Here is a 25,155-nt window from a genome sequence, read left to right on the forward strand (position 1 = left end):
GATGAGATACTAGTTGTAGGAAAGATATATCATTGGCAATTGTTTTGGGTTTTACTGTTTCACTTGATCGTCAATGTTAAAGATTCTAAAACAAAATTCAAATCCAAAAGCGAAAAATAAAATTTGGCTTAGACATTATTAATCAAAAAAAAGAGTCGAAAATGATGATAAAATTAATATTATCTCAAAAATTTAGATATAACTATTTTTTCTAATTGAAAAATTAGCGATTTTTCAAAAATCCTATCTTCCATTAGGAAAATGTAATTTCAATTAATTTTAAAAACGCTACTTAAATATTTCAAAAAAGGCCTGAGTTTGTCTTAATTCTTCGAATTCTGGATCTATTAAAGCTTTTTGATAAAGCACCTCACTTTTGTCTATAGCTTGCTTTAAATGGATTAAAGCTACTTCATCCTGCCCACTGACCACTGCTAATAATGCAAGCCCATAATACCCATATCCAAATGACCGTCCTGCTGTGACCGACTCCTCAAAAGATATACTAGCATTTGCATAATCCCCACTCAAGAAAAAGCCAATCCTTTATTAAAAAAATCCTGCGGAGAGGAATATTGATATTGAAAACGCAAAGTAGCCAACTTATAATCCCCTCGGATAATATCTATGGATCCCCTAAGACTTTCATTTAATCTAATAAAGTCTTCGTTTTTGGTAAGCACTGACGCATCTGACAGTTTTTTATAGGCTTCTTCCACCCTACCTTGAAGAACCAAAATCTGACCTTGATTATGTAAAACGTAAGGATTATTTTCAATTCGGATAGCTTGATCGAGGAGACGGTTAGCCTCTTCCCATAAATAGCTCTTTTTCTTTGGATCCAAGGTACGCTGTGCCTGCCTCATTTTTACCACTGCCAAATTGTTATAAGGCAAAGCAGAGCGAAACAATTCCGTCATTTTACTATAAATCTCTTCCTTATCTTCCAACCTAGGAGAAGACTCTCCTGCTATGGCCCAATCTGCTGGACTTAATCCTGAATTTAACCCTGAGCTTTCCAATGCAGCTCTCAGTTGTGCAGCCTGCTGTTGATCAAGCCCGGCAAGCGGTTTGGCCTGGATTTCCACTTTAGTAGCTCGAAGCTTTGGAAAAAGATCGTTAGAAACTTCTCTAAACCCATTAATTTTTCTCAAATCACTAGCTTGAGTTTGATAATCTTGCCCATTCAAAAGAACCGAATAAAACTGATCCTTACGTTGAGTGGACAATTTCTCATAATCACGCAGCAATAGCCTAAAATCAAACCAGTCATTCCACCGAGAACTGATATCTAGTAGGCTATCCGATATTCGAATATTAGATTTTTTTAAATAATCCAAGGTAGCTTCTGCACGATCCATCCCCAGTTTACTGCTTTTCCCTTCGCTATTTTCGGGACATTGAGTACCCGTAATCTTTATCCCTGAAATAGATGGGTATAGTAATATGAAATTCTTGAGACTATCTAAAGTAGCCTTGTTTTGATTCGTTTCTATTACTTTGGAAGATCCTGCAGAAAAATAAAAAGAAAAATCTGAGTACCGTGATAAGTCTTTATCCAAACTTCCTGTAGGGATATACAATCCAACTTGTGGAATCGGTTCATCAGGTCTTACTTCCCCAACTTTTACTAAAAGAGGAGTTGTAATCACTCCTTTTGCCAAAATTTTCTTTTCGCTGGGACTAGTTAGATCTTTCCCTTGATAAAATAAAGCCTCCAACACCGCACCTTCCATCCAAGGTTGGTATTGAATGGTGAAATTGTGTTCATAGGTATATTTCCCTAATTCCTTTTGAAGCTCAAGCTCACCCAAATTAATTCGTTGATTGATCCCCTAAACTCAATTTCAACTCTCGGATTCTTTGGACTTAAGGCTGAAATGATAGGAATTTCACCTTTAATATTGAAGTTTAGAGAATCTCTTTGATAGATTAATTTAGAAGGAGTAATTTCAGAATTCTCTAAAAAATTACTTTCAGGCACTATTCTTGACCCACACGCTGCAAGTAAAAAAGTTGTGATAAATAAAGTTATTGTTTTCAAAAACAATCGATTAAACATTTTGCTTTATAGTTTGGATCAACATTTTTCATAAATTTAAATTACTAAACCGCTACAAGACCATGGAAAAGATAAAATTATTCTTTGAAGAAAGGGCTTTTGGAGTTTGTTCCAGATTAGGTGAGAAGTTAAACTTCCCTATCGACAGCATTCGTTTATTTTTTATTTATACCTCCTTCATCACGATGGGGTCACCAGTCATCATTTATGTCAGTATGGCAATGATGATGAAAATCCGGAAATACTTCAGAAAAAGTAATAACCCAATTTTGTTTGACTAAAGAGACTGGAAAGTCTTTTTCTTCAAAATCCCGGTACTCAATATCAAGAATCTAACTGGCCCTTTTCCAGGAACTGATTTCTCTTTATTTACTTTCACAATTTGATCCTCAGAAATGTTTCTATGAATTAGAAACTCTTTATACCCTTTCCAAATCGCTCGAGCATTTGCCTTTTCACCCTTTAAGAAAAATGAAATCGCAGCCATCATCTCCAGACAAAATTTTGTCAGAAAAATCAAGCCAAAATTCAACCATCCTTCATTCTTAAAAATCATAGAAAGACTATTTCTGATATTAAGAAATAATTTTTGGGATTAGTTCTTGCCAATGTGGCACCTCCTACATGATATACTTTGGTTTTTCCATCATATCCGATTTTCCAACCTTGATTCCTCATTCTCCAGCAAAGGTCAATTTCTTCCATGTGAGCAAAGAAATGCGCATCAAAACCGTTCATCTGATGAAATGCCTCCGCATTAACAAGCATGCAGGCACCTGATGCCCAATCAACATCTATAAAATCATCGTATTGTCCTTCATCCATTTCAATGTGTTCCCAAATCCTTCCTCTGCAATATGGGTAAGCTAGAGCATCAATGAACCCTCCTCCTGCACCGGCATAATCAAAATAATCACGGTTTTGAAAAGAAAGAATTTTAGGTTGTATGGCAGCATATCCAGATTTTGAGTCAGCAGATGATACCAAGTCCAAATCCCATTCCGGTGTCACTTCCACATCTGAATTGAGCAGAATATAGTATTTGTATTTCCCTCTTAATTCTTCTAAACCCCAATTATATCCCCCTGCATATCCAAAGTTTGCTTTCAATGGAATTAAATTGACTTGAGGAAAATCTCTAAATAAAAGGGTGGTTGACTGGTCAGTACTCGAATTATCAATTACCCAAACATCCGATTGGCTGTATTCTACTACAGAAGGAAGAAATTTTTGAAGCATTTCCTCCCCATTGTAATTGAGAATGACTACTGCACAGGATTTCATTTTGAGTTAATTATAATTTCACCATGTCAAATGGAATCTCGCAAGATTTGACTTTTAGAACTTTTTTGAATTTCTACTTGCTTGATTTTATCCAAACATACCGCCTAGGTCCATTCCCGGAATATTGGGGATTACACCATCCGTGGCAGATTTCATAGCGGCTTTAATCTTTACCTCAATGGCATCCATAGCGATATTGGTTGCTGCTACCACTAAGTCACTCAGCATTTCTTTATCGTTTGGTGTCAATAAAGATTCATCAATATCGATTTTCAGGACTTTACGATTTCCATTGACCGTAACCTTTACCAATCCAGCACCAGATTCTCCTTCTGCTGTCAGGTGAACTAATTTTTCCTGCGCATCTTTAATTTTCGACTGGGCTTCCTTGATCTTGCCCATCATCCCCATGATATCAAACATATTTTTTTCTTTATTTCTACTATAAGTTTTATTTCAATTGAAATTTCAGTATTCCTGGATTTATCAGATATCAACGATTTAAATCAATTATAAAACGATAATAACCATTTGTAAATTAAAGTTTCTTCCTTTTTAAAAAACATGTAACTTTTATAAAGGTTTTTTAGTCTATATACTATCTAATCTTAACCTGCATGAAACCAATAGAATCCATTGAAAAAGAGCACATTGCACACCTCTTTTTCAGCAAAAAAGAAGTTCTTCCTGATCCTGATTTACAGAAGTTGAGACTATCTAAACTATTCAGATCTCAGACGCTAGGAAACCTGCTTCAAACAAAAGTATATCTTACGTTTGAAGCAGCTGACGGAAACATTTATCAAACCCACACCACCGTTTGGGCCGTTGGAAATGATTACATTTCTTTAAAAGGTGGGCTAACGATTCCGGTCTCTTCTATTTTGGAAGTAGATTAATTCTTTTTAAGAAAAGAAATCACTTCTTCTACTTTTAAATTTTCCTGATTCCCTGTTTCCAAGTTCTTCAGAGCAAGGGTTTCAGTAGCTATCTCATTATCCCCACAAATCCCTACAAAAGGGATTCCTTTTTTATTTGCAAAATCAAACTGCTTCTTAGCTTTTACTAGATCTGGATAAATCTCTGCTTTGATACCAGCATTTCGGAATTGAGTCAATACATTCAAGGCATAACGAAATCCTTTTTGGTCAAAGTGGGTCAACAACAGAGTGGTTCCTTTTAAGCTTTCCTCTGGAAACAAATCCAACTCTTCCAACACATCATAAAGTCTATCCACACCAAATGAGAATCCCACTCCAGATACACCGGAAAGGCCAAATACTCCTGTCAAATTATCGTATCGACCACCGCCACTTACGGAGCCTATTGAAACTCCATTCACTTTTACTTCAAAAATAGCTCCCGTATAATAGGACAAACCTCTAGCTAGCATGATATCAAAATCCACATGCTCTAAATTCGCCCCCATCTGATCAAGAATATCAAGCATTTCCTCTAATTCAGATACACCCTTCAACCCCACTTCACTAGACGCCAAGAAATCCTTTAAAAAGGCAATTTTCCCTTTTAGGTCCGTTTCCAACTGAACTAGAGGCTCCAATTTATCTACAGATTGGGAAGCAAACCCTCGTTCACCTAGTTCCTCTTTTACTTTTTGCCAACCTATTTTATCTAATTTATCAATCGCCACACATAGAGACCCTTCTTTGCCTGACTCCCCGATGGCTTCGGAAATCCCTGTCAAAATTTTCCGATTATTGACTTTAATATCATAATTGGAAAGTCCAAGCTTAGCAAAGACATTACGAATCATTAAAATAATCTCAGCTTCACAAACTAAGCTATCCGTACCCACCACATCTGCATCACATTGGTAAAACTCTCTATACCTCCCCTTTTGTGGTCGGTCAGCTCTCCAAACCGGCTGGATCTGAAATCTTTTAAAAGGAAAAGTCAGTTCATTTCTGTTCATCACCACGAATCGCGCAAAAGGAACCGTTAAATCATATCGTAGTCCCTTTTCTGCCACCTTTGGTAAAGTGGCAGCTGCTCCTGAAGCAATGTCCTCTGTATGTACTTTTTTAAGAAAATCACCGCTATTTAAAATCTTGAAAAGCAACTGATCTCCTTCGTCCCCATATTTCCCTGTCAGGGTACTCAGATTCTCCATGGCTGGAGTCTCGATCTGTTGGTATCCAAATAGCTGAAAAGTGTCTTTGATCGTATTTAGAATAAAATTTCTCCGAGCCATTTGGATTGGCCCAAAATCTCTTGTTCCTTTTGGAAGACTAGGTTTTTGCATGCTTAATCTGGTGATTTAGACTTCAAATTTATTTAAAAAATGGGAAACAGCCCCCTTAATTGAAATCAATTAGAATTTATTTCAGGAATATACTAGGCTAAAAAGATTTGTTTTCTTAATTTTGCGCTTCGTTTCGGAATAAAAACATATAAAAATATACGACCATGGCAGTTACTACATTAAAGAGAAAGTTGAAAAGAAAAAGATTGTCTCAAAATACTCGCGTAATTAAAATCAAGCAACTGAGCGCTAAGCCAGTAATCAAGAACGTGGACGTTGAAGAATTGAAAAAGTCTTTTGAAAAATAATTGACCTTTACCATAAGGCGAAAAGGCGATCTGACGATCGCCTTTTTTATTTTCCTCTTTTTCCTAATTCCACCACTTTTAGATCTTTCACTTTCCCTTGCTCCAGTTCAAAGAGCAGCATGGTACGCATATGATGAAACCCTTGTTGACCGATTGCCCCAGGGTTCATATACAGACAGTTTACAGTAGGATCAAACTCCACCTTACAAATATGAGAATGCCCACAAATAAAAATCTGGGGATGGTATTCCTTAATTCTTGATTTTACTCCTTTCGCATATCGAGGAGGTTTCCCCCAATGTGAGTCATCAGAACAGGTACTCCCTCGGTCTCCCAGAATTGCCATTCTGGATAGCTTTGTTGAATTTCCATAGCATCAATATTCCCAAAAACGGCCCTAATAAGCTTTCCTTTAGGAAGGGACTCCATTACTTTAGGATCTCCAATATCCCCAGCATGCCAAATCTCATCTACTTCTTGTAAATAGGTAAGGGTTTTGTGATCAATAAAGCTGTGTGAATCAGAAATGAGTGCAATCTTAGTGGACATTTATAAATAAAGGACTTAAATTCCTTTCAATTTGGCCCGCAAAAAGTTCACTTCAAACAATTCACCCATGAAAACTTATCTAAAAACTTTCTTTGTTTTCCTCTTAATGTCGATCCTCGTTGCCTGTTCAACTGAATCCACAGACGAACCGATCAAGGACATTTCTGTCAATGAATTTGAAGAGCTGTTATCCCAAAATTCGCAACCGGTTATTTTAGATGTCAGAACGCCAGAGGAGTATGCTGAAGGCCATATAGATGGAGCCATGCTTACCAACTTTTGGGAGATGATTTTCAAAAACAAATAGAAAATCTAGACAAAAATAAATCTTATGTTGTCTATTGTAAATCGGGTATCCGGCAAGCAAAGGCCGCAACATACATGAAAGAATCTGGTTTTAAGCATGTCTATTTATTGGAAGGTGGAATCGACAACTGGATGAAAGAAGGCAAACCAACAAAAAAATGAGTGAAATTAAATCGGTTAATCCATACACTGGAGAATTATTAAAAAGCTACCCCTCTTTAAATGAACCTGAAATTCGGGAAAAATTAGAATTGTCTGATCAAACCTACAATAATTGGAAAAACACATCTTTTTCTGAACGTGCTGAACTTATGGCAAATGCAGGGAAACAGCTACTAAAGGAAAAACAGAAATATGCCAACATCATTTCTTTGGAAATGGGTAAAGTAATCAAAGAATCCGTAGCCGAAGTGGAAAAATGCGCTTGGGTCTGTGAGTATTATTCCAAAAACGCATCTGAATTCCTTCAAGATGAACCCATCGATTTACCAGATGGAAAGAAAGCAAAACTTAGTCATGAACCCATAGGGGCTGTATTAGCAATAATGCCTTGGAATTTCCCTTTTTGGCAGGTTTTTCGTTTTGCTGCCCCCACTTTGATGGCAGGAAATACCGGACTCTTAAAGCATGCATCCAATGTTCCGCAATGTTCTTTGGCAATTGAGGAGGTATTCGAACGAGCAGGATTCCCAAATGGTGTTTTCCAAAGTTTATTGATTGACTCAAAAGCCACAACTCAAGTAATTTCCAATCCAATCATCAAAGCGGTCACACTTACAGGAAGCGAAAAAGCAGGTGCTAGTGTAGCATCTGAAGCAGCTAAAAAAATCAAGAAAGCCGTTTTGGAACTTGGAGGAAGCGACCCTTTCATTGTATTAAAAGACGCGGACATTTCCTTAGCTGCTGAAACTGCCGTCAAAGCCAGAATGATCAATAATGGCCAAAGTTGTATTGCTGCCAAACGGTTTATTATAGCGCAAGATGTCTATTCCAAATTCGTAGAACTTTTCTCCGCCAAATTAAAAGAACTGGTTCCAGGCGATCCTTTGGATGAAAAATCAGATTATGCATGTATGGCTAGAGCCGATTTAGCATCAGAGTTGTATGATCAAGTGAAAACGAGTGTAGAAAAAGGAGCGAAAGTGCTAGTGGGGGAATAAAACCCGAAGAAGGGAAAGCATTATTCACACCAACCATTTTAACGGATATTCCTTCAAATTCTCCAGCCTACTCGGAAGAGCTTTTTGGCCCAGTAGCCACCCTTTTTTCTGTAAAAAATGAGGAAGAAGCCATCAAGTTGGCCAATGATTCTGAATTTGGACTAGGCAGTTCAATTTGGACTAAAGACCTCAAGAAAGGAGAGTTACTGGCGAGTAAAATTGAAAGTGGAGCTGTGTTTATCAATTCCATGGTTGCTTCTAATCCTCACCTCCCTTTTGGTGGAATCAAAAAATCAGGATTTGGCCGAGAGTTGGGCAGATATGGCATTTTAGAATTTGTGAACACCAAAACTGTCTATTTGGGTTAAATAAGAATATTAATCACGCGGTGTATTTTTGCAATTGCCCAATTCCTTTCTATTTTTACGAACCAAATTTTGTCTTACACTAATGAGAGAATTACAGTTTCGTGAAGCCCTGAGAGAGGCCATGTCTGAAGAAATGAGACGTGATAAGAGCGTTTTTTTAATGGGCGAAGAAGTTGCTGAATATAACGGTGCATATAAAGTGTCACAGGGGATGCTTGATGAGTTCGGCCCCGAAAGAGTTTATGACACTCCGATTGCAGAACTTGGTTTTGCAGGATTAGGGGTAGGTGCAGCCATGAATGGCCTAAAACCTATCATCGAGTTCATGACATTCAACTTTTCTTTGGTTGCCATTGATCAAATCATCAATTCAGCTGCAAAGATGCTCGCAATGACTGGCGGTGCCTATAGTGTGCCTATCGTATTTAGAGGCCCTACTGGAAACGCAGGTCAACTAGGAGCTACACATTCATCCAATTTTGAAAACTGGTTTGCAAATACACCTGGCTTGAAGGTAATTGTCCCTTCTAATCCATACGATGCCAAAGGTTTATTAAAAGCAGCTATCCGTGATCCAGATCCAGTAATTTTCATGGAATCAGAAGTCATGTATAGTGATAAAGGTGAGGTGCCTGATGGAGAATATTTATTACCTATCGGAGTAGCTGACATCAAAAGAAAAGGAAATGATGTGACTGTTATTTCTTTTGGTAAAATGATGAAAGTAGCGCTTCAAGCGGCAGAAGAAATGGCAAAAGAAGGTATCGACTGTGAGGTTATTGACCTTAGAACAGTGAGGCCTATCGATTATGCTACTTGCGTTGAATCCCTTAAGAAAACGAATAGAGCAGTAATCGTAGAGGAAGCAAATCCATTGGCGGCTATTTCATCTGAATTAACCTATCATTTTCAGAGATATGCATTTGATTATTTGGATGCACCGATCGTTAGAGTAAACTCTATGGATATTCCATTGAGCTACTCTCCTACTTATATTGATGTGACTATTCCAAACGTACAGAGAACGGTAGATGCGATAAAAAAGTAAGCTATAAATAAGAATTCCAAAACATAAAAAAAGCCAACCTCAAAAAGGTTGGCTTTTTTGTTTATACCCAATCTATCTATAAAAGTCTTTTTGATATTTGTTAAAAGCTGGACTTGAGCAAGCTCAAATCCAGCATGTTAATTCAATTATTTATTATTTGAAACCCCAGTAGCACCACCACCTTGGTTCATATCGTTTCCATCTCCTCCACTTTTCAAGTCATCATTGTTGATGGATTTCTTCCTTCTTGACCTTTGATCCATACTCAACTTTCCAATTCTGTAGCTAAAGTTGATTTTGAAGTTCATATTACGCATCACGTTCGTACTGTTTTGAACAATCGTAGGTGTTATGATTTCATTTCTAACTTTAAACTCTTTAGACAGGAAGTTATCTGCTCCAAATCCAATACTTCCTCTCTTCTCGTTAAATTGCTTGTTGATACCTAAACCATAAGCTGCAAATCCACCAGAAGTACCTTGAAGCTGAACTCTACTACCTCTAGCAAACGTAAATAATTGAACCTGCCAGTCTTTTGGTAAGGAATAGTTACCAAACATACGCCCTGAAACTACAAACCCTTGGTTGGATGCAGCATAAAGAGGATCAGTCAAACCATTATCAAGCATCGAGTAATATGTTTCAATACTACCATTCAAAGAGAACTTGCTACTGATATTGATATTTGTAAAGATGTTCACACCAATTGCTTGCTCCTCACCAATGTTTTCATAAGTAGTGAAAATCACACCATCATCCTGAATTGTTCTAACTGCTTGAATTGAACCAGTGGTATTTCTGAAGTAACCTGTGAAATTTAACATCGTCTCTTTGAAATAGGTACTATATCCAATTTCGTAATTGTCGGTAAATTCTGGATCCAATGTTGGATTACCTTGAGACCACTGCGTTGGGTTAGAAACATCCAAGTTAGGGTTCAAGTATCTCATGGAAGGTCTAGAAATACGTCTGTTATATGCTGCTTTGATCAGGTTGCCATTCTTCATTTTTCTACTCAAGTTGACACTTGGCACAAAGGTTCCATAAGAAGGAATATCTGCAGCTGCTTCTGTTTCAAAATCAGCATTAACAGTAGTGTATTCGTATCTTAATCCTGGTTTGATGGTATAATTTTTAAATAAGGTAGCAGTATAAGATACATACCCTGCAGTTACATTTTGATCATAATTAAATGCATTGGAAATGTTAGGATCTGGATTGATCACAAATTCTCCATCTGCACCTTCTGCTTGGTAATAGGTGAAATCAGAAACTGATTTTCTTAAAATTTTTTTGCTCCATACTCTAAGATGGATTTACCATCTTTTCCTAAAGGCTCAACAAAATCCAATTGAACTGTGTATTCTTCATTCTTGCTAGGGTTGTCATTCTTCAACCTGGAATCAATGGTCTGGAAATCTTCATTAAATAAGGTGTTAATAAAAGAGCTCTCACGGTTATCTCTGCTATACAAGGTCAATAAACTGATTTCCTTTCCTTTCTTCTCAAAAGTCCTGGTATAGTTTACACTCAAGTCGATAGAGTTAGAATTGTCTTTGGAGTTAGTTTCTCTTAAGGCATTTCTCACCAAATCTCCATTCAAATAGTTCTCAGTCAAAAAATTGTCTTGGCTATTTTTAGAATTTCTAATGCCAAAATTCACAGCACCTGTTAAGAAATTGTATTTATCAATTTCATAATCCACTCCAAAATTGTATCTACCAAACATATAGGTTCTTTCCGTATCAGCAGATTGAGAAATGGTAGAGATAGAATTATCTGGGTTGGTCAGTACTTGATTGTTTTCGAAACTACCCAAAACATTATACCCTGCTCGACCAAAACCTCCAAGAGTAAATCCGAACTTTCCTTTTCTAGCACTTGCGTTCAAACCTAAATCAGAGCCTCTTAAGCCAGTCCCTGTACGAACATTCAATGACATACCTTGAAGGTTATTTTTCTTAGTCACAATGTTGATTACCCCAGATGTTCCTTCTGCATCAAACCTAGCGGAAGGCGAAGTAATTACTTCTACAGCTTTAATTTCATCGGCAGGAATCTGCTTCAATGCATCTGTTATACTACTTGCCGCAATTGCAGAAGGTCTGTTATCAATTAAAACCGTGATATTACTACTTCCTCTCATGGATACGTTTCCATCCAAATCAACTGAAAGCATTGGAACTCTTCTAAGTACATCTGTACCATCTCCTCCAGCCGTAGTTTTATCATTTTCTGCTTTATAGATCGTTCTATCTACTCGCTCTTCAATTAATTCTCGTTGACCTTGAACAGTAACTTCTTCCAAAGCTACCCCTTCATCCGCCATTAAAATATCTCCTAAATTCACATCTCCGTTTGGAGAAGTAACTTGGATATTATCAACTGTTTGAGTTTCGAATCCCAAAAAGCTTACTTTAAGAGTATAGGATCCTGGCTTCATTCCTGTGATAAAGAACTTCCCTTCATCATCAGCCACACCACCGGCAATGTTCTCTTCTGTACCAGCTTTATAAAGAGCGGCAGTCGCATAAGGAACGGCCTCTCCGGTATTTTGATCTTTAGCTACTCCAATAATCCTTGCAGGAGTTTTTTTATCCCCATCAGTACTTTGGGCAAAAATCCCCACCGAAGTAATGGTGCTAAAAATTAAGGTTAAGTAAAATAATTTCTTCATGATAGTTGTTGCTGAGTTGCTTTACACAGTTATGTACAGCAAAACAACACCGATTGTTTTACACTCTAATGGTGTAATAGACCATTCCTTTAGTTTTATCGACTAACCAGGGAAACCGCCGGATTAAACCCAAAAATCAGCCGATAAACGGGTTTATCTATTCAAATGGATGTTCTAGAGATGTAATTCTTAGATTGGTAGATTTTATTTTAGGTGTTTAGGGACTTTTCCTTAGTTTCAGATCGAAATACAACCAAATGCCTCCATTTAGCTCAAAAAGAACCTTTCATTTATCGTCCATATACTTGGTTGGTTGATGCTCTGCATCATTCTAATCTTGCTATCTCCGCTATCTTGGAGAATGGGAGATAATGAATTACCAGATGCATTTTGGTATAAACAGGTTTTTCTCATCATATTCCTCATTGGTGTTTTCTACTCCAATGTATCCATCACCGTCCCGAGGATTCTCCTTAAAGGAAAAAACTATCAATACATCTTACTGGTAGTGGGAGGGGCTATCCTTTTTTACTTTTCCATTATTTATTTTGAGCAATTCATTAAGTATCCCCAAAAGATGCATGAATTCTTCAATCCAAATAAGCCCTATTCACCAAGAGGAAGATGGTTACCTGGAGATGTCTTCCAGATCCTATTATATATGGTATCTATAGGATTAAGTACTTCTTTGGCACTGGTACAAAAATGGCAGCGAGATGAGGTGGAACGTCAAGATCTTGAAAAACAGAAAATCAATACAGAACTATCCTATTTAAAAGCACAAATCAATCCTCATTTCTTTTTTAACACCTTAAATAACATCTACTCACTCACCAATCTAGATGTAAAAAAAGCACAGGAAGCTTTATTAAAACTTTCAAGAATGATGCGGTATGTACTGTATGAAAACCAAAAGGATGTCACGCTACTAAAAAAGAAGTCAACTTTATTCAAGACTATATTGAGTTAATGAAGATGAGGCTTTCGAATAATGTCAAATTAAATCTGAAAATAGAAGAGCCTAAAGATGATCATATCATTGCTCCTATGTTATTGCTTCCTTTTTTAGAAAACTCTTTTAAGCATGGAATCAGTAGTCAGAAGGAATGTGAAATAACCATCCGTCTGGAAGTAATGGGTGAAACCTTATTTTTTGAAACTCGAAATCAAATATTTCCTGTCCACTCAGATAGCCCTGAAGCTAAAGAAAATGGGATTGGGATGGTCAATACTCAGAGAAGGCTTGCTTTATTATATCCTGAAAAACATCGGCTTAAATTTGGTAAAGATGAATCCAATAATGAGTATTGGGTAAATCTTACAATTAATCTTGCATGAAACTCAAATGTGTAGCGATAGATGACGAGCCTTTAGCACTAGACTTGATCTGCAAGTTTATTGAGCAAACCTCTTTCCTACAACTAGAAGGCCGGTTCAGTAATGGCATCGAAGCTTTAGGCTTTATCAACCAAAATGAAGTCCAGTTAATATTTATGGACATCCAAATGCCTGATCTCTCTGGGATGGAACTTGCAAGGGTATTGGATGGGAAAAAAATTCGGATAAGACAAGAATCATTTTTGCCACTGCTTACCATCAATTCGCCATAGAGGGTTATAAAGTGGAAGCTTTGGATTATTTGTTAAAGCCATATAGCTACGAAGAATTTCTAATGCGGCCACGAAGGCTTTTAGCTATTTTGAAAAATTAAACTCCGCATCACCTATTAGCAGTAGTCCAGCTGAACCTAATGCTGTTCCGGAATACATTTTTTAAAGTGGAATATCAATTGGTGAAAGTGATTTTGAAAGATATTGCCTACGTAGAAGCTTACAAGGACTATGTCAAAGTTCATTTGATTTCCAAGCCCAACCCTTTACTCTCATTGACAAGTTTGAAGAGTATGGAAGAGTTACTCCCTTCCTCCCACTTTATGAGAGTACACCGATCTTATATTGTTTCATTAGATCATATAGATTCGGTTTCAAAAAATGTCATTCAGATTGGAAAACACCACATAGCTGTGGGAGATAATTACAAAGAAGCTTTCCTTGAGTTTCTAAGCAAGTGGATGAATTAAAGAATTAAAAAAGGGAGCTAGAAGCTCCCTTTTTACTTTTATCTTTTTCCTCCCGGCATCAATCGGCTCATGGCTGCTTTAGCTCCGCCCATTTTATTCATCTGCTTCATCATCTTACGCATGTCACTAAACTGCTTCATCAGATTATTGACTTCAGTAATGGTCCTTCCTGAACCATTTGCAATACGCTTTCTTCTACTTCCATCGATCACATCAGGCTGTTGCCTTTCCAAAGGGGTCATACTTTTAATAATGGCTTCAATAGGTTTGAAAGAATCGTCATCAATATCCAAGCCCTTCATTGCTTTCCCCATCCCCGGGATCATTCCCATCAAATCTTTGATATTACCCATTTTCTTCACCTGTTCAAGTTGAGAAAGGAAATCATCAAAGTTGAAACTGTTGGTTCGGATTTTTGAATTGATCCTTTTGGCCTCTTCCTCATCAAAGGATTGCTGAGCACTCCCACCAAGGAGATCACATCTCCCATACCCAAAATACGTTGGGCCATTCTATCTGGGTGGAATACGTCAATATTCTCCATCTTTTCACCTGTAGAGATGAATTTGATTGGTTTATTGACTACGTGACGAATAGAAATAGCTGCACCACCACGGGTATCACCATCTAGTTTCGTCAATACCACTCCATTGAAATCTAAACGCTCGTCAAAAGTTTTTGCGGTATTTACAGCATCTTGACCAGTCATAGAGTCAACTACAAACAAGGTCTCTGAAGGATTGAGTGCTTTTTTCAACTCCTCAATTTCCTGCATCATTTGCTCATCCACAGCCAAACGACCCGCTGTATCGACAATCACGGTTTTCTTTCCTGATTTCTTAGCATATGCGATCGCATTGTTTGCTATTTCTAATGCATTTTTATTGTCTGGCTCCGCATACACCTCAACCCCTACTTGTTCACCTAGTACTTTCAACTGGTCAATCGCAGCTGGTCTATAAATATCACAAGCTACTAAAAGAACTTGTCTACCTTGCTTTTTAAGTAAGCTTGCTAATTTTCCTGAAAAAGTAGTCTTACCAGAACCTTGAAGACCAGAAATCAATACTACAGAAGGGTCTCCAGATAAATTGATTTCCACTTTGGTGCCACCCATGAGTTTGGTCAGCTCTTCTTGTGTGATTTTAACCAATAACTGACCTGGAGAAACTGAAATCAATACATCGCGACCAAGTGCCTCTTTTTTGATCGTATCAGTTACTTCCTTCGCTACTTTATAGTTAACGTCAGCATCAATTAAGGCTCTTCTTATCTCCTTAACCGTGGTGGCTACGTTTATTTCTGTGATCGTACCAGTACCTTTCAGCGTTTTGAAAGCCCGGTCTAATTTTAAACTTAAATTATCAAACATTCCTATTGCGGCTATTTGTGGCAAAAGTAATGATTTTCATCAGGGATAGAAAGCATCATTTCATCTAATACTGCCACCAAGCAAATAATGTGATTAGGACTCTTTGCCTTTAAATTCCTAATTTGCGGCTGCATCTAAAAAATCCTCGAAATTTCTTTTTCATGACCATAGATTTTAAGAAAGACATTCTCCCTCACGCAGTGGGAATTGCCCTATTTTACGCCATTGTTGGGATCTATTTTTCCCCAGTGGTTTTTGAAAACCAGGTTATATTTCAAGGTGACATCTTGAAATGGGAAGGATCTGCAAAAGAAACAATGGATTTCAGAGAAGCGACCGGTGAGGAAGCTCTTTGGACCAACAGCATGTTTGGTGGCATGCCTGCCTATTTTATAAGCATGGATTTCCCCGGAGACATCACCAATGCTTTAGTCTCCATCCTTTCTTTGGGATTACCTCACCCTGTCAATGGATTGTTTTTTGGAATGGTGGGAATGTACATTCTATTGTTAAGCTTCAGGGTCAGGCCAATATTCGCCATTTTAGGCAGTGTTGCTTTTGCCTTTAACACCTACAATTTACTCAGTTTAGCGGCAGGACATAACGCTAAAATTTGGGCAGAATGTTTAATCCCTCTCATTATCCTAGGCATTCATTTGGCCTTTGAAAAAAGAGAATCCTAGGTGCATCCATTTTGGCTTTAGGCCTTCTCCTACAATTCAAATTCAATCACGTTCAAATCACTTATTACACGTTCCTGATAGCAGGAATATACGTTTTGGTAAGAGTTATTTTTGAATGGAAGAAAGAGGGTCTAGTTCCAATGTCCAAAACAGTAGGAATCTTAGCCATCGGAACCATATTAGCCATTGGAGGAAATATTGGTAGACTGGCTACTGCGCTAGAATATTCCACCTATTCCACAAGAGGCGAGATAACTATTGAAACAAAAGAGGCAGGACTTGATAAAGAATATGCTTTTGGATGGTCCAACGGAATTATGGAATCCTTCACCTTTTTGATTCCTGATTTTTATGGAGGGGGATCTACTACTCCTTTACCCAAAAATTCAGCTTCAGAAAAAGTACTGAGACAACAAGGATTAGACCCAGCACAAATCAATGGTTTTGTTCAAGGAGCCCCTACATATTGGGGTGACCAACCCTTTACTGGGGGACCTATTTATGGAGGAGTAATCCTAATCTTTTTAGCAGTTTTAGGGATCTGGGCAGCACCTAAGCAAACACTTATCACCTTTGGTACCATTATCGTCTTTTCTTTGATGCTTTCATGGGGCAAAAACTTGTCATGGTTCAATTACTTGCTTTTTGACTACTTGCCTGGATACAACAAGTTTCGAGCAGTTTCCATGGCTTTGGGCATGACCTTGTTTGCTATTCCTGTTTTAGGAATGGTCTCTTTAGAAAAACTTATCAAAGAGAATAAATTGAAGTCACTGTATATGGCAGGAGCTGTAACTGGTGGCCTTATTTTACTTTTTGTTTTAGGTGCTGGTATGTTTCGATTTGAAGGAGCGGCAGATCAAGGTCTCCCTGATTGGTTGCTAGGGGCTTTGAGAGAAGACCGAAAAACCATGCTACAATCCAGTGCATTGAAGAGCTTAGGATTTTTAGCAGCTTCCTTTGCCTTGATTTATTTTACGGTCAAAGGAAAAGTGAGCGATCTTGTTCTTGGTGCAGGGCTTTTTATTTTAGTTCTTTTTGACCTTTGGACCATCAATCGTCCTTATTTAAATTCGGACTCCTTTGAAAAAAGTCCCACTAATACCTATTTCGCTGAAACTCCGGCTGAAACTGAAATCCTAAAAGATGAATCTTATTTCCGAGTTTTAGATTTAACAGAAGGGATACAATCAGCAGGAAAAGCGAGTTATAGATTCCACGCCATTGGAGGATATCATGGCGCCAAATTGAGACGTTTCCAAGACCTGATCGATTACAGGCTTTCCAATGAGCTCAATAATTTTGTCACCAAAGCTCAGGAAGGAGATTTTGATTTTGCAGGCATCCAAACATTTAATATGCTCAACACCAAATACATCATTGCTGGAAAAGCAGCCAATGCAGTATTTGAAAACCCTGAAGCAAATGGGCCTGCATGGATCCCATCTAGTGTACGCAGTGTGAATTCAAACTTGGATGAGATTACAGTTCTGGGAGAAATCAACACTAAAACAGAAGCAACGATTAATACAGATGAATTTGGTCAAGTTGCTGCAGGAGCTGGAACTATTGAATTAACGTCCTATGCACCAAACCATCTTTCATATACCGCCAATATGAGCCAGGGAGGATTGGCAATATTTTCAGAAATCTACTACCCTGTGGGATGGACAGCCACAATTGATGGGCAAGAATCCGAGATTTTAAGAACTGATTATTTATTAAGAGGGTTAACTATTCCTGCCGGTCAGCATGAAATTGAATTTCATTTTGCCCCAAGCAGCTATACCAAAACCAAAACACCTATGATCATCTTCCAATACCTGATCATTTTAGGATTAATTGGCGGTGTATACTTCACTATAAAAGAAGAAAATGGAAGAGCCTAAAGACAAAATCATCAGCTACTACGACCAGTTTTCCGAAAAACAGGAAAAGACTGGAATCAACTCCAGGCATCTTAGTATTCTGGACAAGGTAATGGCTGCCGGTCTGAAAGAACATCATCGCGTACTTGAAGTAGGCTGTGGCATTGGCACAGTTAGTAGCCTAATTGCAGGTCAGGTTAAAAAAGGCGAAGTATTGGCTGTAGATATCAGTCCAGAAAGTATAGATAAAGCCAAAGTGATTTGGAAAGGATTTGACAACTTGAAATTCGAAGTTTCTGACATGTCTGACTTCCATAAAACCAATCAGACATTTGACTTCTTTGTCTTCCCGGATGTATTGGAACACATTCCTGTGGATCAGCATCCACGTTTATTTCAAACTATTCAGGAGCATTCACATCAGGATTCCGTTATTTTTATTCACATCCCTGCTCCTAGGTATTTGCAATGGATGATTCAAAATGAGCCTGAAAAACTACAGGTAATCGATCAGCCCCTAGACTCGGGAGACTTAATCAAAAGCATTACCTCAAGTGGTTTTTACCTTGAAAAAATGGAAACCTATTCCGTCTTTTTTGAAGAAAAGGATTACCAATATTTTGTCTTTAGATCTCAGAAACCTTTGGAACATTCCACTCCAAGAAACAAATGGAAAATTCTAAAGGAAAGACTAAGTATCCGATTAAGGCATGGAATTAAATAAAGAAGATATGAAAATTGAAAATAATACAGTAGTTGGGCTTACTTACGAATTAAAGGTAAGTAAAACAGAAGATGAGATTGAATCAGCCCCTTTCTCAGTAGAAGTTAGGGACACCGAAGATCCTTTCTATTTTCTTTTTGGCCAAAGTGGGCTTCCCGGTAAATTTGAAGAATTGTTGGGTGGTCAATCAGAAGGTGAGGAATTTTCATTTACCCTTTCTGTAGCGGAGGCATATGGCGAAGCTGATGATGAATTAATCATCAACCTTCCTAAATCCCAGTTTTCTGGGGAACAAGGGTTCAAAAAGGAAATGCTTGAAGAAGGAAACTTTCTTCCTCTCATGGATGAAAATGGGTACCCTATGCAGGCAAAAATCTTAAAAGATTTAGGAGAGGATTTGCTTTTGGACTTTAACCATCCTTTAGTCGGATTTGACTTACACTTTGATGGAAAAGTAATAGAAGTCCGTGAAGCCAGCCCTGAAGAAATCGAACATGGACATGTCCATGGAGAGCATGGAGCTCATGATTAACAATCAAAAAGGAAGGTAATTAACCTTCCTTTTATTTTTTAGAACCATTACATCGTCTTCATCAAATTGAAGATAAACTCGATCCCCTATTTTATATTTTCTAAGTGGATCATCTACTTCCCAAACCTCACCCCCATTTTTCAACCGGACTTGTAAGCTGTTAAAATGCACCAAAAATCGAGTATCCACTACATGGCCAAGAAGTTGTCCTTTAGTTCTTAGCTTGACATTGGAAGGTCTGATATAAGAGTTAAATCGATCTGGAATCAGGTTGATAGGACTAAACAACTGAGCCACGTATCTTGACTTAGGCTTTTCGCATAACTCTTGGGAAGATCCGCTTTGGACCGTTTTCCCTTTTTGTAAAATCAAAAGGTTATCGGTAAGTCTGAGCGCATCATCCAAGTCATGAGTCACAAAAACCACAGTAGTCCCCAATTCCTGAAACAATTCCTTTAACTCAAATATCAATTGGTGAGTTTGAATAGTATCTAAAGAGCTAAAAGGCTCATCCAGCAATAATAATTCAGGCTCCACACTCAATGCTTTTGCTATTGCCACTTTCTGCTGCTGTCCACCTGAAAGCTGTCTTGGATATCGATCTCTAAACGATTTTAACCCCAATAAATTCAAAAGATTTTCCACTCTGGATTTTGCATATTCCTTTTCATAATGAAGCAGCGGACGAGCAATATTTTCTTCCACTGAGGAATTTGGAAACAAATGGTAATCTTGATGGATCAATTTGATTTCATCATAGCCTGAAACCAATTTATGTTTTGGATTTAATATCAGCTCTCCATCTAGGTGGACCTCTCCTTCATCTTGGATCTCTAGACCTGCCATAATCCTTAGCAATGTACTTTTCCCGGACCCACTCGCTCCCACGATGGAAAGAAAATCTCCTTTATTTAGTTCTAGTGAAAAATTAACTAAGGCTGGGTTCTGGTCATAGGATTTTGACACATGACGAACGGAAAAGTAACTCATAGGCGTATATCTGCCTGGATTTTCTTTGGCAGGCTAGCAAAGATAAGTTCGTATGAGTGATCTGCCAATTCAAGGATCAAAGGATCTGGAACATTCCCAGTGGTACTGACAGAATTCCATTGTTTTTTGTTCATATGATATCCAGGAGTTATCCCTTCGTACTGCTCACGTAACTCTATTGACTTCTCAGGATCACATTTAAGATTGATGTACTGAAATTGACTGATAGATGTAATGGAGAATATTTTTCCTCCTACCCGAAAACAAAGTGCATCCTCATCAAATGGAGTATCTTCGGTGGTACCGGGTTTTGACAAACAATAATCTCGATAGTAGGTTAATGTCATTGAGCTTCAATAATTCATTGAAAATAAAGAATTCGATCTGAATCTTTACCTCAATTTAGATTTATCAAAAGACAATTTCATTTTCAGCAATATTTTTGTGAGCGAAGTCACGTAAGGGTTAGGATAAAATAAACATCTTTGTTGCATGGAAAAATACATCAAAGCAATTTCTGACGGCTATTATGGCTATTGGAATTATTTGGTAAATGAAATATTAAATCCTTCTTGGCATAATTACTTTTATTGGCTCATTGGAGCCTCTTTTGTGATTTGGCTGTTGGAAGTATTTTTCCCTTGGAGAAAAAACCAACCCATTATCCGAGAACATTTTTGGCTGGACATTTTCTACCTTTTCTGGAATTATTTCCTTTTTTCTCTTGTGGCTTACAATGCACTTTCAATGGTCGCAGTAGAAGCCTTCAATGATTTTCTAGGACTATTTGGAATTACCAATACTGTTGCGATCAAAATCGATCAACTCCCTGGCTGGGTTCAATTATTTATCATCTTCATCGTCCGAGACTTTATGCAATGGGCGATTCATATGATGTACCATCATGTTGGTTGGATGTGGGAATTTCATAAAGTCCATCACAGCACCCGAGAAATGGGTTTTGCAGCATTACTGAGATACCATTGGATGGAAAACATCTTGTATAGGACACTGGAATATATACCATTAGCTATGATAGGTATTGGGATTACAGACTTTTTCATTGTCCATATTTTCACACTAGTAGTAGGACAGCTGGGGCATTCCAACTTATATATTCCATTAGGCCCTTTCCGTTATATTATCAATGGGCCCCAGATGCACCTTTGGCACCACGCTAAAGAACTTCCTGAATCCCATCCAAATGGGTTTAACTACGGAATTTCCTTAAGTCTTTGGGATTTTTTATTTAAGACTAATTATTGGCCTTCTGATGACGAAAATCTTCCAGTAGGACTTCCCGATGAAGAACACTATCCTGAAGATTTCATCGGTCAAAACCTTGCTCCTTTTCAACGAATTTTTGGAAAGAAAAAGGATAAAAATCACGAATTCTGATTTTGTCAAAGTAGGGCAAAGCTTTTTATATTATTGGCAGAGCCATATTTATCTATTTTGGTTAGTTTAGGGTAAAACCCAACCTAAAACCAAATGGATTCAACTTTAATCAAGTCTGGAAGGCTTGTTTCACTGGACACCTTTAGAGGGCTGACCATGTTTCTGTTGGTAGCAGAAGCTGCCTCAGTTTATCAAAGTTTATTAGAAGCTTTTCCGGACCCTGGATTTTTAAATTCCTTTTTTACGCAGTTTACTCACCACCCATGGAACGGGCTTCGATTTTGGGATTTGATCCAACCCTTTTTCATGTTTATAGTGGGTGTCGCCATGCCCTTTTCTTTGAATAAACGGTTGGCAAATCATGAAGACCGATCCAAAGTAACTGGACATATCCTTAAAAGATGTCTATTGTTATTTCTATTTGGTACTGGACTCCATTGCATCTATGCGGGGAAATTGGTATTTGAACTTTGGAATGTATTGACCCAACTTTCCTTCACAATTTTAGTAACCTTCTTCCTCCTTAAGAAATCCTGGAAAATTCAATTAGGAGTTTCTATAGCCTTATTAGCCCTTACAGAAGTTCTTTATAGATGGTATAACCCAGAAGTTCCATATGAACATGGAACGAATTTCGGTAACTATATCGACATGATTTTGATGGGTAAGATCAACAATGGGGGCTGGGTAGCAATCAACTGCATTCCTACAGCAGCCCATACCATTTGGGGAGCTATTTGTGGAAATATTCTTTTATCCAAAAGTTTTTCAAAAGATAAAATTCGGACATTTGTTATTGGTGGAATTATTGGCTTAACCTTAGGATATGGCCTAGATATCGTTGGAATAACTCCTATTATCAAAAGAATCAGCACCAGCTCCTTCGCATTGGCTTCTGGTGGATGGGCTCTTTTGGCTTTAGCTTTTTCCTACTGGCTGATTGACGTAAAAAAATACCAATCCAAAGCTTTTCCTTTCATTATAGTAGGAATGAATTCCATCTTCATTTACCTGTTTGCTGAAATACTCGGACATCGTTGGCTTAATCGTACCATCGGGATTTTCACCACCGGTTTTCTTGAGCCAATTGGTTTTGGAGAACATTCATTAGAAATCATCACCGCATTCTGTACCTTGGCTGCCATGTGGGGTCTTTGCTATTTTCTTTACCGAAAAAAGATCTTCTTTAAAATTTAGTCCAAAAAAAGGTCATCTGGAAATTCAGATGACCTTTTACTTGGATACTCGATTAATCTTATATAAATCTTTTAAGGGTCCAAACGATCAAAGCCAAAATAAAAACAATGATGGAAATTTTATTAATACCATGCATCATTCTCAAATTCAAGTTGGATTTTTGGCTTGGGTCAGGTTTTTGAAAAACTCGAACAAAGTAATTGCCGACTTCGCCTAACTTAAAGAACTCTTTAACTTTATTATTTTCTGACATAGTTTCTGACTTTGTATGTTCAACAGGAAAATGGATTAATAAGTTTATTTAAATCGAATCGGATTCACTCCACATTCCATCTTCTTTTATAATCTCTATCAGTTCATCCACTGCACGTTCTGAAGGAACTGATCTTTTCATCACTTCTTTTCCTTTGTAAAGGGTTATTTTTCCCTTCCCTGAACCTACATATCCATAATCTGCATCTGCCATTTCTCCAGGTCCATTCACGATACATCCCATAATCCCAATTTTCACACCCTTCAAATGATCTGTTCTTTTTCGGATCATAGCAGTAGTTTCCTGAAGGTCAAACAAGGTTCTACCACAAGAAGGACAAGATATGTACTCAGTCTTGGACATTCTTGTTCTAGCTGCCTGAAGTACCCCAAAGCCTACAGAATTATGCAATTTTATTTGATCCAAAATCTCTTGTCGATCCGTCTGGTTTTCTTTTTCCAAAGAAATAAATATTCCATCCCCTAAGCCATCTATTAGCAAGCCTCCTACATCGGTGGCAGCATATAACATAGTCAAATCATGATCTTGATCTGGATAGGCAATTTTTACCACCACTGGTACTTCAGTATTTGATTCCATAAGGCTGACAAAAGCCCTCCTTATAGCAGGCATCGCATGCTTATTTGAAGTTTTCAAAATCAACACGGTATCTTTTCTATGGGCTACAAGAGGAATGGCTTCCTCTATTTCGGAATCAAAAATTTCCAGGAAGTTCAGTTCTAAGTGAAAAACCGAAGAACTAGCGTATTCAGCCAATGAAAACAAAGGAAACTTGTTGATTTGATCTGATTGCTGTTTCCAAATGGCTGCATATTGAATTTCCTTCATCCCATTTGGTAACATAAACGGAATGGGATTGGAGCCTGAAAAAACAAAATCACAACCCTGATCATTCATTTTCCATTTGTCCAATTCTGGCAAATAGAAATGTCCGGTTTGCTTTATTTCCTTTTCCGTAATTTTCTCAATTTTTGATATATCTGTAATGACCCTAGGGACATGATGTCCTCCAAAATTGAAAACCTCGTAGGTATGTCGTTTCTCATGGTCAAAAGGATGAATAGGGTATTCCTCTATTTTCTTTATTTCTGCATGAGGAGTCCGATTTGAATACCGATCAATCAATGCTTTGGCTACAGGCGCTTCAAATTCTGGATCCTCTGTCAAGGAAACCCGAACTGTATCGCCCAGCCCATCTTCCAGCAAGGTCCCAATTCCTACTGCGGACTTAATTCTTCCATCTTCCGCTTCTCCTGCTTCAGTTACTCCTAAATGTAGAGGGTAAGGTTTGAAGCCCCCTTCGTCTAATTTTTGAACCAACAAACGATAAGCCTGCACCATAACCTGCGTATTGGAGGACTTCATAGAAATGACGATATCATGATAGTTTTCGTCCTCACATATTCTTAAAAACTCCAGGGCAGATTCCACCATTCCCAAAGGAGTATCTCCATAGCGGCTCATAATTCTATCCGAAAGGGAACCATGGTTGGTACCGATTCTCATGGCAGTACCATGCTCTTTACAAATTTTTACCAATGGTAAGAATCGCTCGCGGATTCTATTCAATTCCTCCTGGTAAGATTCATCCGTATATTCTATGACTTCAAATTTCTTTTTATCCGCATAGTTACCCGGATTGATTCGAACCTTCTCCACTATTTTTGCAGCAACTTCTGCCGCATTGGGAGTAAAATGAATGTCAGCAACTAAAGGGGTACCATAGCCTCTTTTACGTAGCTCATCTTTGATATTTTTTAAATTCTCAGCCTCTTTAATGCTTGGAGCTGTAATACGTATCAATTGACAACCTGATTCAATCATTCGAATACATTGCTCGACGGACCCTTGGGTATCCATGGTATCCACGGTCGTCATGGATTGCACGACAATGGGATTATCCCCACCGATCAACACCCCTCCTACATTGACAGGAATGGTTTTCCTTCTCGAATAGGAAGTAAGGCTATTGCAATACAATTGATCCTGTGATTTTATAATTGGCTCCATAA

At 37.9% G+C, this 25,155-nt stretch carries 26 protein-coding genes and 4 pseudogenes; 16 read left to right on the forward strand and 14 right to left on the reverse strand.

The annotated features are described in order from the left end of the window. Window positions 1-288 precede the first annotated feature (288 nt). Both V8V91_RS08770 and V8V91_RS08775 read right to left on the reverse strand, forming a co-directional pair. Complete coding sequence (locus V8V91_RS08770; protein WP_373399735.1) at window positions 289-531, reverse strand: hypothetical protein; 243 nt, start codon at window positions 529-531, stop codon at window positions 289-291. After that, window positions 528-1,814, reverse strand: a complete 1,287-nt coding sequence (locus V8V91_RS08775) for a hypothetical protein (protein WP_373399736.1) — start codon at window positions 1,812-1,814, stop codon at window positions 528-530. Before V8V91_RS08775 ends, V8V91_RS08770 begins: the two co-directional genes overlap by 4 nt. 310 nt (window positions 1,815-2,124) lie before the next feature. Here V8V91_RS08775 and V8V91_RS08780 point away from each other — a divergent pair, with 310 nt between their 5' ends. Further along, window positions 2,125-2,343 (forward strand): PspC domain-containing protein, encoded by a 219-nt coding sequence (locus V8V91_RS08780; RefSeq protein WP_074226496.1) that lies wholly within the window; start codon window positions 2,125-2,127, stop codon window positions 2,341-2,343. Here the strand turns inward: V8V91_RS08780 and V8V91_RS08785 are convergent. The 3 genes from V8V91_RS08785 to V8V91_RS08795 all read right to left on the reverse strand — a co-directional run bounded on the left by V8V91_RS08785 (window position 2,340) and on the right by V8V91_RS08795 (window position 3,769). Then, on the reverse strand, window positions 2,340-2,618 hold the full coding sequence (locus V8V91_RS08785; RefSeq protein ID WP_373399737.1) for a hypothetical protein: 279 nt from the start codon (window positions 2,616-2,618) through the stop codon (window positions 2,340-2,342). The genes V8V91_RS08780 and V8V91_RS08785 overlap by 4 nt on opposite strands. Beyond that, window positions 2,615-3,346, reverse strand: coding sequence for a glycosyltransferase family 2 protein (locus V8V91_RS08790; protein ID WP_373399738.1), 732 nt, complete (start codon window positions 3,344-3,346; stop codon window positions 2,615-2,617). Before V8V91_RS08790 ends, V8V91_RS08785 begins: the two co-directional genes overlap by 4 nt. 87 nt (window positions 3,347-3,433) lie before the next feature. Beyond that, on the reverse strand, window positions 3,434-3,769 hold the full coding sequence (locus V8V91_RS08795; protein WP_373399739.1) for a YbaB/EbfC family nucleoid-associated protein: 336 nt from the start codon (window positions 3,767-3,769) through the stop codon (window positions 3,434-3,436). Window positions 3,770-3,963: 194 nt separating this feature from the next. Here V8V91_RS08795 and V8V91_RS08800 point away from each other — a divergent pair, with 194 nt between their 5' ends. Continuing rightward, the gene (locus V8V91_RS08800; protein ID WP_074226493.1) at window positions 3,964-4,245 is read left to right on the forward strand and encodes a hypothetical protein; all 282 of its coding nucleotides are present in this window, start codon (window positions 3,964-3,966) and stop codon (window positions 4,243-4,245) included. Here V8V91_RS08800 and hisS read toward each other — a convergent pair. After that, on the reverse strand, window positions 4,242-5,609 hold the full coding sequence (gene hisS / locus V8V91_RS08805; protein ID WP_373399740.1) for a histidine--tRNA ligase: 1,368 nt from the start codon (window positions 5,607-5,609) through the stop codon (window positions 4,242-4,244). The two genes, V8V91_RS08800 and hisS, sit on opposite strands and share 4 nt — an antisense overlap. 164 nt (window positions 5,610-5,773) lie before the next feature. Here hisS and V8V91_RS08810 point away from each other — a divergent pair, with 164 nt between their 5' ends. Continuing rightward, window positions 5,774-5,917, forward strand: a complete 144-nt coding sequence (locus tag V8V91_RS08810; protein ID WP_373399741.1) for a hypothetical protein — start codon at window positions 5,774-5,776, stop codon at window positions 5,915-5,917. Window positions 5,918-5,963: 46 nt separating this feature from the next. Here V8V91_RS08810 and V8V91_RS08815 read toward each other — a convergent pair whose 3' ends face one another. Then, window positions 5,964-6,263 carry a metallophosphoesterase gene (locus V8V91_RS08815; protein ID WP_373399742.1) on the reverse strand — a complete coding sequence of 100 codons (300 nt, stop codon included), beginning with the start codon at window positions 6,261-6,263 and terminating at the stop codon, window positions 5,964-5,966. Next, window positions 6,182-6,466: a metallophosphoesterase family protein gene (locus V8V91_RS08820; RefSeq protein WP_373399743.1), complete on the reverse strand. Its 285-nt coding sequence runs from the start codon at window positions 6,464-6,466 to the stop codon at window positions 6,182-6,184. Before V8V91_RS08820 ends, V8V91_RS08815 begins: the two co-directional genes overlap by 82 nt. A 67-nt stretch (window positions 6,467-6,533) precedes the next feature. Between V8V91_RS08820 and V8V91_RS08825 the strand changes: the two genes are divergently transcribed. The 4 genes and pseudogenes from V8V91_RS08825 to V8V91_RS08840 all read left to right on the forward strand — a co-directional run bounded on the left by V8V91_RS08825 (window position 6,534) and on the right by V8V91_RS08840 (window position 9,348). Beyond that, a complete protein-coding gene (locus tag V8V91_RS08825) occupies window positions 6,534-6,773 on the forward strand; it encodes a rhodanese-like domain-containing protein (RefSeq protein ID WP_373399744.1) in 240 nt (79 codons plus the stop codon). Continuing rightward, window positions 6,746-6,934, forward strand: a complete 189-nt coding sequence (locus tag V8V91_RS08830) for a rhodanese-like domain-containing protein (protein WP_373399745.1) — start codon at window positions 6,746-6,748, stop codon at window positions 6,932-6,934. Before V8V91_RS08825 ends, V8V91_RS08830 begins: the two co-directional genes overlap by 28 nt. Beyond that, window positions 6,931-8,300, forward strand: a pseudogene (locus V8V91_RS08835) (NAD-dependent succinate-semialdehyde dehydrogenase). The gene V8V91_RS08830 and the pseudogene V8V91_RS08835 overlap by 4 nt, the downstream one beginning before the upstream one ends. Before the next feature lie 82 nt (window positions 8,301-8,382). Further along, window positions 8,383-9,348, forward strand: coding sequence for a pyruvate dehydrogenase complex E1 component subunit beta (locus V8V91_RS08840; RefSeq protein WP_373399746.1), 966 nt, complete (start codon window positions 8,383-8,385; stop codon window positions 9,346-9,348). 146 nt (window positions 9,349-9,494) lie between these two features. Here V8V91_RS08840 and V8V91_RS08845 read toward each other — a convergent pair. Continuing rightward, window positions 9,495-12,025 (reverse strand): annotated as a pseudogene (locus V8V91_RS08845) (TonB-dependent receptor domain-containing protein). Window positions 12,026-12,362: 337 nt separating this feature from the next. On the opposite strand from V8V91_RS08845, the gene V8V91_RS08850 reads away from it, so the two are divergent. The 3 genes and pseudogenes from V8V91_RS08850 to V8V91_RS08860 all read left to right on the forward strand — a co-directional run bounded on the left by V8V91_RS08850 (window position 12,363) and on the right by V8V91_RS08860 (window position 14,105). Beyond that, window positions 12,363-12,995 (forward strand): sensor histidine kinase, encoded by a 633-nt coding sequence (locus V8V91_RS08850; RefSeq protein WP_373399747.1) that lies wholly within the window; start codon window positions 12,363-12,365, stop codon window positions 12,993-12,995. Then, the gene (locus tag V8V91_RS08855) at window positions 12,995-13,363 is read left to right on the forward strand and encodes a hypothetical protein (RefSeq protein WP_373399748.1); all 369 of its coding nucleotides are present in this window, start codon (window positions 12,995-12,997) and stop codon (window positions 13,361-13,363) included. Before V8V91_RS08850 ends, V8V91_RS08855 begins: the two co-directional genes overlap by 1 nt. Beyond that, a pseudogene (locus tag V8V91_RS08860) lies at window positions 13,360-14,105 on the forward strand (LytR/AlgR family response regulator transcription factor). Before V8V91_RS08855 ends, V8V91_RS08860 begins: the two are co-directional and overlap by 4 nt. A 38-nt stretch (window positions 14,106-14,143) precedes the next feature. Here V8V91_RS08860 and ffh read toward each other — a convergent pair. After that, a pseudogene (ffh, locus tag V8V91_RS08865) lies at window positions 14,144-15,477 on the reverse strand (signal recognition particle protein). A gap of 161 nt (window positions 15,478-15,638) precedes the next feature. Between ffh and V8V91_RS08870 the strand changes: the two are divergent. The 4 genes from V8V91_RS08870 to V8V91_RS08885 are packed head-to-tail and all read left to right on the forward strand — an operon-like array spanning window position 15,639 to window position 19,284. Next, window positions 15,639-16,160 (forward strand): hypothetical protein, encoded by a 522-nt coding sequence (locus V8V91_RS08870; RefSeq protein ID WP_373399749.1) that lies wholly within the window; start codon window positions 15,639-15,641, stop codon window positions 16,158-16,160. A gap of 11 nt (window positions 16,161-16,171) precedes the next feature. After that, window positions 16,172-18,049 (forward strand): YfhO family protein, encoded by a 1,878-nt coding sequence (locus V8V91_RS08875; RefSeq protein WP_373399750.1) that lies wholly within the window; start codon window positions 16,172-16,174, stop codon window positions 18,047-18,049. After that, window positions 18,036-18,752 carry a trans-aconitate 2-methyltransferase gene (locus V8V91_RS08880; protein WP_373399751.1) on the forward strand — a complete coding sequence of 239 codons (717 nt, stop codon included), beginning with the start codon at window positions 18,036-18,038 and terminating at the stop codon, window positions 18,750-18,752. The genes V8V91_RS08875 and V8V91_RS08880 overlap by 14 nt, the downstream gene beginning before the upstream one ends. Before the next feature lie 7 nt (window positions 18,753-18,759). Further along, window positions 18,760-19,284: a peptidylprolyl isomerase gene (locus tag V8V91_RS08885; protein WP_373399752.1), complete on the forward strand. Its 525-nt coding sequence runs from the start codon at window positions 18,760-18,762 to the stop codon at window positions 19,282-19,284. 3 nt (window positions 19,285-19,287) lie between these two features. On the opposite strand, the gene V8V91_RS08890 is transcribed toward V8V91_RS08885, so the two are convergent. Together V8V91_RS08890 and V8V91_RS08895 are read right to left on the reverse strand one after the other, a co-directional pair. Continuing rightward, complete coding sequence (locus V8V91_RS08890) at window positions 19,288-20,274, reverse strand: ABC transporter ATP-binding protein (RefSeq protein ID WP_373399753.1); 987 nt, start codon at window positions 20,272-20,274, stop codon at window positions 19,288-19,290. Beyond that, window positions 20,271-20,621, reverse strand: a complete 351-nt coding sequence (locus tag V8V91_RS08895) for an MmcQ/YjbR family DNA-binding protein (protein WP_373399754.1) — start codon at window positions 20,619-20,621, stop codon at window positions 20,271-20,273. Before V8V91_RS08895 ends, V8V91_RS08890 begins: the two co-directional genes overlap by 4 nt. Window positions 20,622-20,766: 145 nt before the next feature. On the opposite strand from V8V91_RS08895, the gene V8V91_RS08900 reads away from it, so the two are divergent. Together V8V91_RS08900 and V8V91_RS08905 are read left to right on the forward strand one after the other, a co-directional pair. After that, on the forward strand, window positions 20,767-21,672 hold the full coding sequence (locus V8V91_RS08900) for a sterol desaturase family protein (protein WP_373399755.1): 906 nt from the start codon (window positions 20,767-20,769) through the stop codon (window positions 21,670-21,672). A gap of 93 nt (window positions 21,673-21,765) precedes the next feature. Further along, window positions 21,766-22,869, forward strand: coding sequence for an acyltransferase family protein (locus V8V91_RS08905; RefSeq protein WP_373399756.1), 1,104 nt, complete (start codon window positions 21,766-21,768; stop codon window positions 22,867-22,869). Window positions 22,870-22,927: 58 nt separating this feature from the next. Here the strand turns inward: V8V91_RS08905 and V8V91_RS08910 are convergent, their stop codons facing one another. Further along, window positions 22,928-23,122: a DUF6728 family protein gene (locus tag V8V91_RS08910; RefSeq protein ID WP_074226477.1), complete on the reverse strand. Its 195-nt coding sequence runs from the start codon at window positions 23,120-23,122 to the stop codon at window positions 22,928-22,930. 48 nt (window positions 23,123-23,170) lie between these two features. Further along, the gene (gene ispG, locus V8V91_RS08915) at window positions 23,171-25,153 is read right to left on the reverse strand and encodes a (E)-4-hydroxy-3-methylbut-2-enyl-diphosphate synthase (protein ID WP_373399757.1); all 1,983 of its coding nucleotides are present in this window, start codon (window positions 25,151-25,153) and stop codon (window positions 23,171-23,173) included. Between the last annotated feature and the right edge of the window lie 2 nt (window positions 25,154-25,155).

Source organism: Algoriphagus halophilus, assembly GCF_041729275.1.
Classification (GTDB): domain Bacteria; phylum Bacteroidota; class Bacteroidia; order Cytophagales; family Cyclobacteriaceae; genus Algoriphagus; species Algoriphagus halophilus_A.